Source organism: Adhaeribacter aquaticus DSM 16391 (assembly GCF_000473365.1).
Classification (GTDB): Bacteria; Bacteroidota; Bacteroidia; order Cytophagales; family Hymenobacteraceae; genus Adhaeribacter; species Adhaeribacter aquaticus.
Window position 1 is genome coordinate 1,381,443 of record NZ_KI421517.1, and the last position, 15,414, is coordinate 1,396,856.

Consider the following 15,414-nt stretch of genomic DNA (forward strand, 5'->3'; position numbering starts at 1 on the left):
AATAAAAGAGCTGGTAAAATAAAATCTTACTGCCTCTTTTTTTGTTATATAAGAAATGAAAATCTGGATACTCTCTTAATTTCGTACATCCCTTTAAAGATTATAAATATGAAGCGCTTATTATTTTTATTACCACTATTCTTACTGTTTCTGGCTTCCTGTACAGATGCTAGTTCTAAACAAACTATTCTGCGGCCTAAGCTAACTGCTGCTGACCTAGCCGGAACCGAAAAGGCTATTTTTGCTGGTGGATGCTTCTGGTGCACCGAGGCAGTATTTGAACGGGTACAAGGCGTAAAGCAAGTAATTTCGGGTTATGCCGGGGGCAAAGAGAAAAACCCAACCTATGAGCAAGTTAGTTCTGGTTTAACAGGCCATGCAGAAGCGGTACAAGTGTATTATGATCCGAAAGTTATCACCTATAAGGAATTACTAGAGATGTTTTTTGTTGCCCATGATCCTACTACGCTTAACCGACAGGGACCTGATGTGGGGCGCCAGTACCGTTCAGCAATTTTTTATCAGAATGAAGAACAACAGCAACTGGCTGAAGCTTATATAAAAGAGTTGGACAACAATCGGGCTTTCCCCAAAAAGATTGTAACAGAGGTAAAGCCATTAACAACTTTCTGGTTGGCCGAAGATTATCACCAGAATTATTATGACATTGCTGAGAATAGAAGCAATCCATATATTATGAATGTAACCGCTCCTAAAGTGCATAAATTTGAAAAGCACTTTAAAACTAAACTTAAGCCTCAGTATCAGAAGGGAGTTTAGAAGGTGTGTTTAGTACACAAAGGCCCGGGAAATAATTTCCGGGCCTTTGTTTTTTATTTAGGCTTATGCTGTCTGCCAATGGTTGTGGAGCGATTTATCTAAAAACAAATAGATGCTTAAAATGTGTAAGAATATAACTGATCCAGATACGCGTCGGCAGATGCCACATCCGGAAACCGGTTATAGGACAGTTGGGCTTTATCAGCCATTCCGGTAGTTTGTAGTACTGCAATTTTATCGGCTGGCGTTACTTCTGCAATATGTGATACTCCGGCTATAATGCACAAATCTATTGCTTTCTCGTGTAACTGTTTTACCTCTCTGGGATGAGTAATCATATTCCGTACATCGGCTACAATCGTAAATCCGGGTTTTGTAAGTTTAATAACATGGCCCCACTCCTGTAAATAATCCGGAACAACATCCGGGCTTTTCCAGTACCCTAAAAATTTAAAATATAAACGGTTCTTAGCAGGATCATACGAGAATTCGTAGTACGGATTTTGGGCAACAGCTATCATACAAAAAAATTTTTGTAGGTAAAACGTAGTGCAGCTTTATTGGTGTAAATATAAAAAAGGATTTATCTATAGAATAAAGATTATAGTTGGCTTTTGTAAATAGATTCTGGCCATACAATTAAGGTTGCAGCTGTGCTTTGGTTTTAAGAGTTACTTTTTATTAGTAGTTCTTTCAACTAAAATATCAATAGGTATTTATACTTTAGCATCAACAAACAATTTTACTTTTGCTTATAAATTCATCAGTATGCACGCATTTCTGGACAAATTTTCTGCACTGTTTATTTTAAGATTAGGACTAGGTATAAATATGCTGATGCACGGATTGGTACGCCTTCCGAAATTGGAGGCTTTTGCCTCTAAAATGGCAGCTGGTTTTGAGGGCACGTTATTATCCGAAACCGTAGTTAAGGCCTTTCTGATGGTGCTGCCCTTCCTGGAGTTTATAACCGGGCTTCTCATACTTTTTGGAGGTAGGTTAGGCCGGTATGGCTTAGTAGCTTGCGGATTAATTTTAAGTTTTTTATTGTTCGGGACTACCTTAAAAGAAGATTGGAGTGGAGCTGGAAATCAGCTTATTTATGTTATTGCCACTGCCTACGGCCTTGCTTTATACGATCAGCAGGAAAAAGAGCGTACTAGATTATTTGAAAACAAGTAAGCATCTTTGTTTTTTAATCAATAAATAAATGGACGGAAAGTACAGAAAGGATGTTTACCCGGGAGTAGAAGTGGATATTGTTTTAAAAAAGGATCAGCGTAGTGGCAAGCGTACGCCAGGCGTTGTAAAGGATATTCTAACCAGTGCCGCCTACCACTCCAGAGGAATAAAAGTGCGTCTGGAAGACGGCCAGATTGGTCGGGTAGTAGAGGTGTTTTAGCAGGTTTTATTATTACAAGAATTTTGGAGAGGTGCGGTACCTCTTTAAAATTTAGTGCCCCAATAGCCTAACTAATGCCACAACGGCAAGAGGAAACATGGGTGTTGAACATATGCAGGACATTTTCAAAGTTTTGAAACTGTTCTATTCTGTCTTCTATTAAATAAATGTATTGCTGATATTTGACCTTAATAGCTGTTCGTGGTTCCCGTTCTAAAAAGTATTCTACCACAATTAATTTTTCTTCGGCCTCCTTTAAAGTATAACTTTGAATGTCTTTAATATTTATTTCCAATACAAGGATATTGTTGTTCATCTTAGTAAAATTTTATTTTGCAAATATCCACAAAAAATTAATCATAAATAAGTGTTTTCGATCAATCCTTTAAAAAACCCGATATACGGTAATAAAAATGGCTATAATATTTTATAAATAAAAAATAACCATTTTGTTTTAAAATTTTATATTAAAATAATTATAAATGATAAGCTTTTTGTCTGGTAAAAAGTAGGCCTTGTAGTTATACTTTTTTAAGAAAATCGAGTATAAGTTTTTGTAAAGAAACGGTTATGGCGCGTCCGAAAAATTCACTATTGTCCACTATTATGCAGGCGAAGTGCCCGCGGTGCCGCGAAGGAAATATGTTTCCGGCTAATACGTTGTATAGTCGCAGGTTTGCCGATATGTATCCTGGCTGTCCTTGCTGCGGACAAACCTTTGAGCCGGAGCCAGGCTATTACTACGGTGCCATGTACGTAAGCTTTGGTTTTAGTACCGGTATCTTTCTGTTTGTGGTATTTGTTTTAAATTTTTTAGTGGAAGAAATAACTATGGCTATGGTAATGGGTGCTGTTGTAGCTATAGTTGTAGGTTTATTACCGGTTGTTTTCAGGTTATCCCGGGCCGTATGGATCAATATCTTTATTCGTTACGAAGGGCCTTGCAATGAGATTTCCAGAAAGTAAAGCAGGCTTTTTCCGCTGGGGTTACTGGCAATAGTATATGGCTATTAATCCTGGCTTGTCTCATTAATTGGTCTCCTTGCTGCTTCCTGTTATGTTTCTGGTACTCCGGGTTCAGTTCTAATAGTACCCTAACGGCTGATTAATTATTTGCCAGTTTTACATTTATATCTACAAATTATTTATTTAAGATTTTATAAGAGGCTGCAAAGGAACGAGCTTGTTCTTGGTATAAGTGGCCTTCATATAATAAAAGTCTTTACCAGGTGTATACATCCAAGTTTTACAAAAGTAGTGTAGTAATCCTATCAACAGGTATCTTATATACTTCACTTTTTCTCTCTGGCACTGTTCTACTTCCGAACATTAGCGTCCGGAAGTAGAACAGTTTCTTAGCCAATTAAGCCTTGAAAAAACTATTTTAAGCAATCAGGGAACTTTTTTAAAGTTGGCATGCAAGTTGTAATTTGTTTATCAGAAGCCGCAAATTATAAGGCCTCAACAGTTTACAATCTGAAAATACGCTGATCTTATAAAACTATGAAAAAAGTAATTTTTACCCTAGCTCTTTTAGTACAAGTTGGTTTTGCTATGGCCGGTAGCAAAGTAAGGCTAGCCCAGGTCCGTCATGAAAATGTTAAAATGTTTCAGCAAGCAGGTACCTCCACTGCGGTTCTACAAACTTTAAGTACTACCGATAAAGTAGAATATGTGCGGAAACATAATGCTCATTGGGCTATTGTAACAGCCAATGGAAAAGCTGGATATGTTTTGCTTTCGGAAATAGCTAAACTAAAAGCAGGAGCTGAATAATTAAGGTTTTTATTGTTGTTTGTTTTTGGTTTTACTTACCTGATGAACCCGTAAGTTCATCCCCTGCCTTTAGGCTGAGCCCGTAAGCTCTCCTGTTTAACCCACCATGAACCCGTAAGTTCATGAGCAAAAAGATAAACCTGTAAGTTTATCCTGATTTATATAGGCCCGTAAGCCTGATAACACAATGATAAGCCCGTAAGCTTATTCTCCTAAAATAAAGTGTGCCCGTAAGTATACTTTCTAATCCAGTGCCAGCACCAGGGAGCCTGAGAGCTCCTTGTGCCAAGTAAAAAAAGGTGAACCTGTAAGTTCACCTTTTTTTATTTAATGTCTCCTCAAGTTTTAGTTTGTGCTATTACCTTACAGGCTGAACTCCAATATAACCTTACCGGCAATAGCTTTATATAAGCCTTACAAAGAAAACAATTATTGCAATTAGTGTAAATTGTCACTGGTTCAGAGAAAAGCCCATAGTACAGGCGTAGTCTGACAATTTTTAAGTTACTATATCCTGAAGAAGTATACTACACTGAAAAAATTTCATTTCAAGCTCCTGTTTGTAGCTGGTATTCTGTCAAAAATTCATTTTTTTAAATTGGCATTTCACTTGTTATAAGCAAGTTGTTAAAATTAATCATAAGTTAAATCTTAAAATAGGAGGATTAGTTATGGGACCTTTAGTGAAGAATAATCGAAGCTTATTTCCAGGCATCCCGTCCTTTTTTGATGATATGTTAACGCGGGATTTGTTTAACTGGCCGATGAACCACAGCAACTCCAATGGTAATTCTGTTCCGGCTGTTAACATAAAAGAAACAAACGATGCCTTTGAATTAGAGGTAGCTGCTCCTGGTATGAGCAAACAAGACTTTAGAATTGAGCTGGACAATAACCTGTTAGTAATTTCAGCTCATAAAGAAGATAAACACGAAGAGCAGGACGAAAAAGGTAACTATGCCCGCAGAGAGTTCAGTTATCAATCCTTTAGCCGTTCTTTCAGCTTACCTGAAAGATTAGTGAAAGGAGAAGAGATCTCTGCTAAATACATAGATGGTGTTCTGCACATTACGGTTCCAAAAGCTGAAGAAGCTAAGGTTAAGCCGGCTAAGCAAATAGCTATAGAGTAACAGAAGGCGGGCTTTCCCGCCTTTTTTATTACTACACTTTGGTTAGGGTGATTGTTCTGATTCCGAACATAGCTGTTCGGGTTTAGAACATTTTTATTCTTAATAATATTGAATAAGGGCTTTTTTTTGAGTTAGGGAACATATTTACAATTGGCACGCAGCTTGTAATTATGGTAATACAAGCCGATTAAGGCTTGCAAAATGAATAAAAGTATTGTGTAACCAATTGATCTTTAAAACTATGAAAAAAATTATTTTTACCCTCGCCCTTTTAGTACAGGTTGGTTTTGCTATGGCCAACAACAATGAATTTACTTTAGCAAAAGTTCGGCACGAAAACGTTAGAATGTTTCAGCAGGCAGGTACTTCTACTACGGTTGTACAAACACTAAGTACTACTGATAAAATAGAGTATGTGCGTATGTATAACGATGAATGGGCTATTGTAATGGTAAACGGAAAGGCCGGCTATGTATTGGTTTCAGAAATTATTAAGCTGAGAACCGAAGCGAAATAAGGTAGCTTCTAAATTATACCCTTGATTCATATATAAGCTACCCCGAAAGTTGGCTATCAAAAAGAAGGTAGGGCCATAAGTTCTCCCGTATTAGTGAAAAGTGAACCCGTAAGTTAGCTTATGATAACCAGACCCGTAAGTCTGTCTGAATTGATAGGGTTCGTAAGTCCTGAAATGCAAGAATAAGGCCGCAGCTTAATACATTTAGAAACGTGCGCCTGTAAGCTCATTTTCTATTAATTAAATTTCCTAAATACCGAAGAACCCGTAAGTTTTTTAAGTTAATCAGTAGTAAGGCGAACCCGTAAGTTCACCTTATTTTTATATCTGCAAACCAAAATCCAAGATGCTACCAACAGGTTAAGCCAGTAGTAATCATATTTTACGCAAAGTAATTGGTAGCTTATAATCTTAACCCAGCCCGGATATAGAGGGTGCTCATGGGTTTCTTTACTTCCACCTCATTTTTAAGCTTTGGATTAAACAGGTTGGCCATTAGGCCTAGGTGAAGTCGGTTATAATAAATACCTGTGCCTATGGTGCCAATTAAACCAATGCCTTCGTGGTTACTTTCTTCTGGGGTAGCTGGGCCAACCAGGGTAAAGGAGCCAGCCCCGCCAACACCAGCTAAACCTTGTACATAAGTCTTAACGGTTTCACTCAGGGTTGGGAAAAAATAATTTACTCCTAGCTGTGCCGAGAGAATAATATTGGTTCCAGAGTTAGTAATGGTATGGGTTTCGTCGGCTCTGAGCCACCGGTTAATAGACATATTAATGTTATATACCGGAGTTATGTTTGGGTTAAACTTCAGAGCAGTTATTTTATTTTCTATGCCTAAACCAAATCCACGTTTAATGTTGGTTTGCCGGTACTGACCCATGGGGGCTACATAAAGTCCATAAACAGTTCCAGCATTTAAATAACGGTCCTTTTTGTACTCTAGCACAGCCCTTCTAAATCTGTTTACCGGGTATCTGCTTTCCTGAGCAAAAGAATAATGGAAAATAAACAGGAAACAGAATAGAGGAAGTAAGAATCTCATCAAATAAGAAATAAGTTGTTGGTAGTTTAACAGAATGAAATAAAATACAGATTATGAAATCCTGATAATTGGTAAAAGGTGTTTTTGCCTTGGTTTAAACGAAATTATTATGAGAAAGTTTTTACTAAACAAGAGCAAAGCTTAGGCAGTCGATACAGAAGGAATGAGAGCTAAAATATATTAGAAATTTTATGAGCCTTTTACCGGAGGTGCTATTGGTGTTAAGGAGAGTTAATCAAGAAAACAGAAAAGCTCTTTAGTTCCTGCTGCTAAATAGATAAGTAGATTTGTTTCATTACTTTAGGCTGAGGCTGAAGTTAGGAAGGCAAAAAGCAGGACAAGGATTGAAGAGTGTAGCTGTATAGTAAGGTACTTGAAGTATTCCCTCTCTTTTCCTCAATCGCGAGCATCCTCGTTTTTGATCTTTATCTCCTGACCTTATGCCGCCGGAACGGGCTAGTGGATTGAAGTTAGAAAATAGTTTCCAATGACCTGAAGCCAGCGGGATGAAACGGCAGGTGGGATTGGTGCCTTGGTTGAGAATTATTTTAAAGATAAAAGCTTTCTATTATTTGATATTATTTCAATATTGTTAAAGGCAAAATCTCCATCATTAGTTACTATAGGCAGGTTATTTATTTTACAGAATTTGTGGTAAAATAGATCATTAAAATCTGCATCAAAAGAAAAGCTATTTATAAAATTGAATAAATCGATCTTCTCTGCACTATCATTAAAGATTTGAACATAATCAGAATATGCCAAAAATTCCGATGAAAATAACTTTACGTCTCTTTCACAATCTTTTGTCTTTCTATAATCTCTTTTAAAGTCATAAATATTTATTTCTGTGTTGGAAAGCTGGCCTTTATATATTAATGCTTTCTTAAAATTATTAAATCTAATTCTTAAAAAAGCATTAAAGATTTCTGAGATTAGTAGGGAATTAACAGCAATTAACTTTTCATCTTTTCTTTGGGATGCAATTAAAGAATCCCAAAAATCTATATATGGCTGTTCAAAATATTGAGGTTGTAAAGGTCTATCAATTATTAATAGCCATACATTAGCATCAAAAAAATAAAGCCGGTTATCCGGCTTTATTTTTTTGATGTCATAAATTTTATAATTAATCATGAATACCTAATTCTTGATTTCGTGCTGATTCTTTTATTGCTCTTAAATCTGCATTTAGAGCAAGTTCATAAACTTGTTCTATTTTGTATTTAGTAGCATCATTATCCACATCTTCGATAACCAAAGATTCTTTAGCTTCTTCAGGTTTAGGTGCAGAAAGTAAGAATCTGCCTATTGCTGCATTTAAAAATGCAGTCGTTACATGTTGAAGACCTTTAAAAGAAAGAACAATTTTTTCTCCTCTTTTATAGGCGTCTTCTAATTGTTCATAAACTTTACGACCATCTATATCTAGAACAGCAATCGATTTACCTATGATCTGAGATACTGTAAGCTGCATATTTAGATTATTTCTAGTAAGATGAGAGTTTTTGTATTGAAAAACAACACAAACATAATTAAAAGAAATATACGTTGCAATACTACTTACAGTTGTAGATTAGATGTATAGTTGTGCCAACAAACTCTGATATTCTACGTGTCCCCATTTCGCCAAGATTATTACCCCAATAAGCATCACCAGTAACAATATTAAAGTGCCCACCGGTCTCTTTACAATGAGTTAAAACATTATGTAGACCAATTCCTCCAGTTTCATCTCTTTCCTTAGTTGTATTGGAGTATTCAACAGCCCATTTAATAGCTTGTTCTGAGGAAGCGATCTTACCATTTGTAAAAGCTTTTATTGGAGGTAAGAAACCGATACCTAAATCAACGAGGCTAAAGGCTAACTTAGATTCATTAGGATAAAATTGACCACATGCAAATACTGGGTCTAAAGTCTTTGCATGTTTACTTATGTTGGCAAATACTTCTAAGAAGTTTTCTTCAACACCAGTACAATTTAAGTTTCCCATCTGACTATGACCTAGTAATTGTTCTTTTATATAATTATAAAATTTAACATCCTCCGAACAATCAAACAATTCCATTTCAACAGTAGAGCCAAGATTATCTTGTAAACTCAGAATTGATGATAAAAAGCCATTTCTAAATAAAATAGGGAATTTATTTCTTACTAGATTAACATCGAAGTTAAAGGATAGGCAATTGTCCTTATTCAATTTATAAAGGATTGCTTGGAGAACTGCAGATAGATTAGCATCAAACCAGTATAAGTTTGAAAAGTCTATATAGATTATACAATCAAAATATTGTTTACAGTTATTATAAAACTGAATTAATCTATTATGCCCGCTTGCCGTTGTACAAATTTTTCCTTCTAGTGAGACACGAATAGTAATAGTAGCTTCCATTCATTAAATATTAATACACAAAAGGAGATCATTTCTGATCTCCTTTTATAAAGTTATTCTTATTTACTTAGCTACCACAAGCCTCACATGCATCTGGATTGTCCAGGGAGCAGGCCATGTCGCTCTTATTCTGGTCGTAGGTGTCGTTGTAAACCGGCTGTAAGGTTTCGGCAGCTTGTTTTTCCACCGTAAACTTAATCGCATCGACAGCGGCTTTGGTCCGCAGGTAGTACATACCGGTTTTCAGGCCGCGGCGCCAGCTGTGGAAGTGCATCGAAGTCAGTTTACCAAAGTTCGGGTTCTGCACGTGCAGGTTCAGGCTCTGGCTCTGGCAGATATAAGCACCGCGGTCGGCAGACATATCGATAACCGTCTTTTGCTTAATTTCCCATACGGTCTTGTACAGGTCCTTAATATTTTGCGGTATGTTCGGGATGTTCTGGATAGAACCGTTAGCCGCAATGATCTGGTTTTTCAGGTTGTCGTTCCAGATGCCTAAGCCAATTAAGTCTTTTAACAGGTGTTTGTTTACCACCATGAACTCACCGGAAAGCACGCGGCGTACATAAATATTAGAGGTATAAGGCTCGAAGCTTTCGTTATTACCTAATATCTGCGCGGTAGAGGCAGTTGGCATTGGCGCTACCAATAAAGAGTTACGCACACCGTGCTCAATTACTTCGTTGCGCAACGATTCCCAGTCCCAACGACCCGACTCTGGTTTTACGCCCCACATATCAAACTGGAAGATACCCCGGCTGATAGGAGAACCTTCAAATGTTTGGTAAGGACCTTCTTTCTTGGCCAGGTCTTTAGATGCCGTCATGGCAGCAAAGTAAATGGTCTCGAAAATGTCTTTGTTCAGTTGCGCCGCTTCTTCGCTTTCGAATGGCATACGCAGGTGAATAAAGGTATCGGCCAAACCTTGTACCCCTAAACCAATTGGCCGGTGGCGCATGTTAGAGTTACGCGCTTCTTCTACCGGGTAGTAATTAATGTCTATTACCTTATTCAGGTTTTTAGTTACCTGGTAAGTTACCTCATAAAGCTTATCATGATCGAATTCTTTATGACCGTTGGCCCCATCTTTAAGATAGCGCGGCAATGCTAAAGATGCTAAGTTACAAACTGCAATTTCGTCCGGCGCCGTGTATTCAATAATTTCGGTACACAGGTTAGAAGATTTAATGGTACCTAAGTTCTGCTGGTTAGATTTGCTGTTGGCAGCATCTTTAAACAACATATACGGTGTACCCGTCTCGGTTTGGGCTTCCAGGACAGCAAACCATAATTCCTGCGCTTTGATAGTTTTGCGGGCACGACCTTCACGCTCGTATTTCTCATACAGGCGTTCAAAATCTTTCCCCCAGCACTCGTGCAAGCCAGGTGCTTCGTTCGGGCAGAATAAGCTCCAGTCGCCGTTGGCTTCTACCCGCTTCATGAATAAGTCCGGTGTCCAAAGGGCAAAGAACAAGTCACGGGCGCGCATTTCTTCTTTACCGTGGTTCTTGCGCAGATCCAGGAATTCAAAAATATCAGCGTGCCAAGGCTCCAGGTACATGGCAAAAGCACCTTTGCGTTTCCCGCCACCCTGATCTACGTAACGGGCAGTATCGTTAAATACTTTCAGCATTGGTACCAAACCGTTGGATGTACCATTGGTGCCTTTGATGTAAGAACCAGTAGCCCGAACACCGTGGATGCTTAAGCCAATACCGCCGGCACTTTGCGAAATCAAAGCACAGCTTTTCAGGGTATCGTAAATACCAGCAATACTGTCGTCTTTAACAGTTAACAGGAAGCAGCTGGATAATTGTGGCTTTGGCGTACCGGCATTAAATAAAGTAGGCGTAGCGTGGGTAAACCATTTTTCTGACATTAAGTTGTAGGTTAAAAGGGCCTGCTCAATATCATCTTTATGTATACCAATGGCTACCCGCATCAGCATGTGCTGCGGACGCTCTACAATTTTGCCATCCAGGCGCAGTAAGTAAGACCGCTCCAGGGTCTTATAACCGAAATAATCGTAGTTATAATCCCGGTCATAAATAATGCTGGAATCCAGTAAGGCAGCGTTCTTGCGGATTACTTCATACACATCCTTGGCAATCAGCGAAGCATTTTCGCCGGTTTTCGGATCTGTATAAGTATATAGCCGCTTCATGGTGCTGCTAAACGACTTAGCCGTTACTTTATGTAAATTTGAAATAGCAATCCGGGCCGCTAAAATAGCGTAATCCGGGTGCTTCGTGGTCATGGAGGCGGATATCTCTGCTGCCAGGTTATCAAGCTCAACAGTAGTTACGCCATCGTAAATACCGTCAATAACTTTTTTGGCAACTTCTATCGGGCTCACATACGTCATGTTTAACCCGTAGCACAACTTCTCTATCCGAGCGGTAATTTTATCAAACTTAACCGATTCGTGCCGGCCATCTCTTTTTATTACTAACATAGTTTAACGAGAAAATTAAAGGTTGTGAAACAGATGCATAAATCCGCCTCCCGTGCTCACGCGTCCGTAAGTACAGTGCATTAAAACTAAAAAAAATGTTTGGGAAAGAGGATGAAGAGGCCGGAAAGTTTTGAACAAGTTGTCTACAGTTTCCCGGCGCCCTCATCTTTATTTAATTCTGATTAAAAGTCTTCGTCGAGGGAGAAAACGTTGTCCGTCCGCTCCGTCATTACGCCGGCTTTCTGGTACTCGCCCACGCGCTTCTCAAAGAAGTTGGTTTTGCCTTGCAGCGAAATCATTTCCATAAAGTCGAATGGGTTAGTGGCATTGTATATTTTGGCGTAGCCGAGGGCAACAAGAAGGCGATCGGCGACGAACTCGATATATTGGCTCATGAGTTTAGCATTCATACCTATTAAGTCAACAGGCAACGCATCGGTTACAAACTCCTGCTCAATCATCACGGCGTCGCGGATGATGGTATGTACGCGTTCTTGCGGTAACTTGTTCTCTAACATAGAGTAAAGCAAGCAGGCAAAGTCGCAATGCAACCCTTCGTCGCGGCTGATAAGCTCGTTGGAGAAGGTTAAGCCTGGCATTAAACCGCGTTTCTTCAGCCAGAAAATAGAGCAGAACGAGCCCGAAAAGAAAATACCTTCTACGGCAGCAAAAGCAATTAAACGCTCGGTAAAGTTTTCGGAGTTAATCCACTTTAGCGCCCACTCGCCTTTCCGTTTCACACAGTCTACCGTTTCCAGCGCGTTAAACAATCGGTCTTTCTCGGCCGGGTCCTTAACGTAAGTATCTATTAATAAAGAGTAGGTTTCGGAGTGGATGTTTTCCATCATAATCTGAAAACCGTAGAAGCAACGGGCTTCCGGCAGCTGTACTTCCTGCATAAAGTTTACCGCCAGGTTTTCGTTTACGATACCATCCGAAGCGGCAAAGAATGCCAACACGTGCGAAATGAAATGTTTTTCGCCGTCGTTCAGACGCTCCCAGTCTTTCAAATCCGGGGACAGATCAATTTCTTCCGCCGTCCAGAAGCTGGCTTGTGCTTGTTTATACATCTGCCACACGGTATCGTGCTGAATCGGGAACAGAACAAACCTGTTCGGGTTTTCTTGTAAGATAGGCTCCATACTCTATTATATTATAAGGTATTTTGTTTGCTAATAGGTTGACTTAACTGCGTATTTACCGAAATAGTCTGTACTGAAAAATGCGGAAGCAGACGGTATATTTAGCGTTAAATCTATAGGTCAAATATACGGGAGAAGGCTTCTAACTTATGCCCCAAAAATGCATTATTTCTCCACAAAATTAATGGTCTGATATATAGTAAGTTAACCTAATATCCACAGGCTAAAGGGTAGGTATGCGGATAACTTTTCAACATGTAAATATATATGTATAACTATATAAAAAGCTACAGTAAAAAATTAAAATGGAGAAGGCTTGGACGTTTTAGAAAAGAGTGCTACCTTTGCACCCTAATTATCAAAATTAAAAAGAAAGCAACATGTACGCAATTGTAGACATCGCTGGTCGTCAGACCAAGGTAGAAGGTGGCAAGTTCATCTATACCAATAAGCTTTCCGGCAACGAGGGTGACGCCGTAGAGTTCGCCAATGTATTATTAACCGACAACAACGGAACAGTATCAATAGGTGCTCCGTTTGTTGATAACTTCAAAGTTACTGGTAAAATACTTGGCCATGTAAAAGGTGACAAAGTGATCGTATTCAAAAAGAAACGTCGCAAAGGTTACAAAAAGAAAAATGGCCATCGCCAGCAATTTACTAAAGTATTAATTGACGCTTTAGCGTTTTAATTTTATAAGAAAACATGGCACACAAAAAAGGAGCAGGTTCGTCTAACAACGGTCGTGAATCGCATAGCAAACGACTTGGCGTTAAGATTTATGGTGGCCAGGCCATCATAGCCGGTAATATTATCGTTCGTCAGCGTGGTACTGCGCACCACCCAGGCAAAAACGTAGGTCTTGGTAAAGACCACACGTTATTTGCTTTAGCTGACGGTGTAGTTGAATTTAAGAAAGGTGCTAAAAACCGTTCTTATGTTTCTGTACTTCCTGTAGAAGCAGCAGAAGCTTAATTCAAACAAATTAAAATTAACAAAAAAGGGAAGCTATCTGGCTTCCCTTTTTTGTTTTTAATAATTGCAATTGCGAGTCTTGATTTAAGGTGCTCGTGTTTCTCCTTCGAAAAGGTGTTTCCTCAATACTGGGCGCTAACGGCAGATTTCAGCCTAAATTGGGTCGGACCTACGAGGCTTAATCTAGTCAATCAGTCTGCTTTAAAAGTTTTCCTCGCTTCGCGGCGGTATGCCTCGTGCCTCTGACCGCAGCCTCATGAATTCTTCTCTATCTAAACTGGTAAAGTATTTCTTCCTTGAATTTTGCTTTTCGTCATCCTGAGCCTGGCGAAGGATCTAAGTATTACCGCCTCTACGGTATGTAATAGATTCCTCAATAGGTTCGGAATGACTTTGATATTATATGAATCTAAAGAAAAGCTATAAGCATAAAGAAAATAAGCCGAACAGGGAAATAAAAAATTATTATTCCTGCGGCTCTAAAAATAAATCCAGAGTTATCTGATCAGCTAGTAACTTTCCTTTATCCGTTAAATACAACACACTGTTCTGGATGGTAATATAACCTTTCCCCACTAACTCTTGTAAATAAGTATGTTGCAGCGTGAGCAAATCAACACCATATTCCTGGTACATGCGCTGCAAATCGCAGCCCCAAATAGTCCGCAAGCTGGTTAGTAAATATTCATTAGCCTGATCTGTTAAGGAAAGTTCTTCTTTGTCGAAGGCTAGCTGGTTTTGTGCCAAAGCAGCCATATATTTAGCATTGCTGGCAATGTTATATTGCCTGGATGGGCCATTAAAGGAATGGGCACTTGGGCCTAAGCCTAAATAATGCACGCCCTTCCAGTAATTGCTGTTATGTTTCGACTCAAAACCTGGTTTGCAAAAATTAGAAATCTCATATTGGGTAAAGCCATTTGCCTGCATTTGGGTTACCAGAATTTCAAACTGCTCAGCCACAAATTCATCTTCGCTGGGCTTAAAGCTGCCTTTCTTGGTCCAGCGACCAAAAGCAGTTTTTTCTTCAATGGTAAGTGCGTAACAAGAAACATGCTGTACCTGTAAAGCGAATAGTTGGTTTAAATCATTTAACCAAATTTCATGGGAAGGCGCCGGAATACCATAAATTAAATCGGTAGTAATATTGGTAAAGCCAGCATCCTGGGCATTTTTTACCGCTGATAAGGATTCGCTTGCGTTATGGGCGCGGTTCATACGTTGCAGGTGCGGTTCATGAAAAGATTGCAAACCAATACTTAGCCTGTTTACCGGCGAGGCAGCTAAAACTTGTAATTTAGCAGCTGTTAAATCATCGGGGTTAGCCTCCAGAGTAATCTCAGCATCGGCGGTAATGGTAAAGTGCTTCTGAAGTTTACTAAAGATTTGGTCTAGTTCTTCGGCGTTGAGTAACGATGGCGTGCCGCCGCCGAAGTAAATAGTATTAATAGATTGGTTATTCAGGTAATTTTGCTGTAGTTCAATTTCCTGGCAAATAGCCTGAACTATAGTGCTTTTGTGCTGCAACGACGTGCTAAAATGGAAGTCGCAGTAATGGCAAGCCTGTTTACAAAAAGGAATATGGATATAAATACCGGCCACGTTAATGATTTTATGCAATTTATGCGTTACAGAATAATATTACCTTATGGTAAAGCAGGTAATTAGGCTGTGCTAAATTAGAAACAATTAAAAGAGTAATTTCTGTTCATTGCAGACTTCTAAAAATAATAAAAGCATACGAGGGGCTAAGCATCAGCCGGCAGGTCTAGCCGCGTGCCTGTTTTGGGCTTTTACT

The 15,414-nt window shown here is 39.0% G+C and carries 18 protein-coding genes; 9 read left to right on the forward strand and 9 right to left on the reverse strand.

Annotated elements, in window-relative coordinates; all coding sequences use genetic code 11:
- Window positions 1-108 precede the first annotated feature (108 nt).
- On the forward strand, window positions 109-780 hold the full coding sequence (gene msrA / locus ADHAQ_RS0108040) for a peptide-methionine (S)-S-oxide reductase MsrA (RefSeq protein ID WP_026462496.1): 672 nt from the start codon (window positions 109-111) through the stop codon (window positions 778-780).
- Between the two features lie 116 nt (window positions 781-896).
- Here the strand turns inward: msrA and ADHAQ_RS24955 are convergent, their stop codons facing one another.
- Window positions 897-1,301 carry a hypothetical protein gene (locus ADHAQ_RS24955; protein WP_051359788.1) on the reverse strand — a complete coding sequence of 135 codons (405 nt, stop codon included), beginning with the start codon at window positions 1,299-1,301 and terminating at the stop codon, window positions 897-899.
- A 247-nt stretch (window positions 1,302-1,548) separates the two neighbouring features.
- Here ADHAQ_RS24955 and ADHAQ_RS24960 point away from each other — a divergent pair, with 247 nt between their 5' ends.
- Together ADHAQ_RS24960 and ADHAQ_RS0108055 are read left to right on the forward strand one after the other, a co-directional pair.
- Complete coding sequence (locus tag ADHAQ_RS24960) at window positions 1,549-1,962, forward strand: hypothetical protein (protein WP_051360166.1); 414 nt, start codon at window positions 1,549-1,551, stop codon at window positions 1,960-1,962.
- Between the two features lie 28 nt (window positions 1,963-1,990).
- Window positions 1,991-2,182, forward strand: coding sequence for a YwbE family protein (locus ADHAQ_RS0108055; RefSeq protein WP_026462497.1), 192 nt, complete (start codon window positions 1,991-1,993; stop codon window positions 2,180-2,182).
- Between the two features lie 67 nt (window positions 2,183-2,249).
- Here ADHAQ_RS0108055 and ADHAQ_RS0108060 read toward each other — a convergent pair whose 3' ends face one another.
- A complete protein-coding gene (locus tag ADHAQ_RS0108060) occupies window positions 2,250-2,498 on the reverse strand; it encodes a hypothetical protein (RefSeq protein ID WP_026462498.1) in 249 nt (82 codons plus the stop codon).
- Between the two features lie 254 nt (window positions 2,499-2,752).
- Here ADHAQ_RS0108060 and ADHAQ_RS0108065 point away from each other — a divergent pair, with 254 nt between their 5' ends.
- The 4 genes from ADHAQ_RS0108065 (at window position 2,753) to ADHAQ_RS0108080 (ending at window position 5,605) form a co-directional block, all read left to right on the forward strand.
- On the forward strand, window positions 2,753-3,148 hold the full coding sequence (locus ADHAQ_RS0108065; RefSeq protein ID WP_026462499.1) for a DUF983 domain-containing protein: 396 nt from the start codon (window positions 2,753-2,755) through the stop codon (window positions 3,146-3,148).
- A 537-nt stretch (window positions 3,149-3,685) separates the two neighbouring features.
- On the forward strand, window positions 3,686-3,958 hold the full coding sequence (locus ADHAQ_RS0108070) for an SH3 domain-containing protein (RefSeq protein ID WP_026462500.1): 273 nt from the start codon (window positions 3,686-3,688) through the stop codon (window positions 3,956-3,958).
- Between the two features lie 671 nt (window positions 3,959-4,629).
- The gene (locus tag ADHAQ_RS0108075) at window positions 4,630-5,088 is read left to right on the forward strand and encodes an Hsp20/alpha crystallin family protein (protein ID WP_026462501.1); all 459 of its coding nucleotides are present in this window, start codon (window positions 4,630-4,632) and stop codon (window positions 5,086-5,088) included.
- Window positions 5,089-5,329: 241 nt separating this feature from the next.
- On the forward strand, window positions 5,330-5,605 hold the full coding sequence (locus tag ADHAQ_RS0108080; RefSeq protein ID WP_026462502.1) for an SH3 domain-containing protein: 276 nt from the start codon (window positions 5,330-5,332) through the stop codon (window positions 5,603-5,605).
- A 403-nt stretch (window positions 5,606-6,008) separates the two neighbouring features.
- Here the strand turns inward: ADHAQ_RS0108080 and ADHAQ_RS0108085 are convergent, their stop codons facing one another.
- From ADHAQ_RS0108085 to ADHAQ_RS0108110, 6 genes are all read right to left on the reverse strand, one after another.
- Window positions 6,009-6,554: a hypothetical protein gene (locus ADHAQ_RS0108085; protein WP_157433375.1), complete on the reverse strand. Its 546-nt coding sequence runs from the start codon at window positions 6,552-6,554 to the stop codon at window positions 6,009-6,011.
- 639 nt (window positions 6,555-7,193) lie between these two features.
- Window positions 7,194-7,787 (reverse strand): hypothetical protein, encoded by a 594-nt coding sequence (locus ADHAQ_RS0108090; protein ID WP_026462504.1) that lies wholly within the window; start codon window positions 7,785-7,787, stop codon window positions 7,194-7,196.
- Entirely contained in the window at window positions 7,780-8,127 is a 348-nt protein-coding gene (locus tag ADHAQ_RS0108095) for an STAS-like domain-containing protein (RefSeq protein ID WP_026462505.1), read from the reverse strand. Before ADHAQ_RS0108095 ends, ADHAQ_RS0108090 begins: the two co-directional genes overlap by 8 nt.
- An 82-nt stretch (window positions 8,128-8,209) precedes the next feature.
- Window positions 8,210-9,043 carry a hypothetical protein gene (locus ADHAQ_RS0108100; RefSeq protein ID WP_026462506.1) on the reverse strand — a complete coding sequence of 278 codons (834 nt, stop codon included), beginning with the start codon at window positions 9,041-9,043 and terminating at the stop codon, window positions 8,210-8,212.
- 67 nt (window positions 9,044-9,110) lie between these two features.
- Window positions 9,111-11,498 (reverse strand): ribonucleoside-diphosphate reductase subunit alpha, encoded by a 2,388-nt coding sequence (locus ADHAQ_RS0108105; protein ID WP_026462507.1) that lies wholly within the window; start codon window positions 11,496-11,498, stop codon window positions 9,111-9,113.
- A gap of 182 nt (window positions 11,499-11,680) precedes the next feature.
- Complete coding sequence (locus tag ADHAQ_RS0108110; protein WP_026462508.1) at window positions 11,681-12,640, reverse strand: ribonucleoside-diphosphate reductase small subunit; 960 nt, start codon at window positions 12,638-12,640, stop codon at window positions 11,681-11,683.
- 380 nt (window positions 12,641-13,020) lie between these two features.
- Between ADHAQ_RS0108110 and rplU the strand changes: the two genes are divergently transcribed.
- Together rplU and rpmA are read left to right on the forward strand one after the other, a co-directional pair.
- On the forward strand, window positions 13,021-13,332 hold the full coding sequence (rplU, locus tag ADHAQ_RS0108115) for a 50S ribosomal protein L21 (protein ID WP_026462509.1): 312 nt from the start codon (window positions 13,021-13,023) through the stop codon (window positions 13,330-13,332).
- A gap of 14 nt (window positions 13,333-13,346) precedes the next feature.
- A complete protein-coding gene (gene rpmA / locus ADHAQ_RS0108120; RefSeq protein ID WP_026462510.1) occupies window positions 13,347-13,616 on the forward strand; it encodes a 50S ribosomal protein L27 in 270 nt (89 codons plus the stop codon).
- 465 nt (window positions 13,617-14,081) lie between these two features.
- Here the strand turns inward: rpmA and hemW are convergent, their stop codons facing one another.
- The gene (gene hemW / locus ADHAQ_RS0108125) at window positions 14,082-15,218 is read right to left on the reverse strand and encodes a radical SAM family heme chaperone HemW (RefSeq protein ID WP_026462511.1); all 1,137 of its coding nucleotides are present in this window, start codon (window positions 15,216-15,218) and stop codon (window positions 14,082-14,084) included.
- Between the last annotated feature and the right edge of the window lie 196 nt (window positions 15,219-15,414).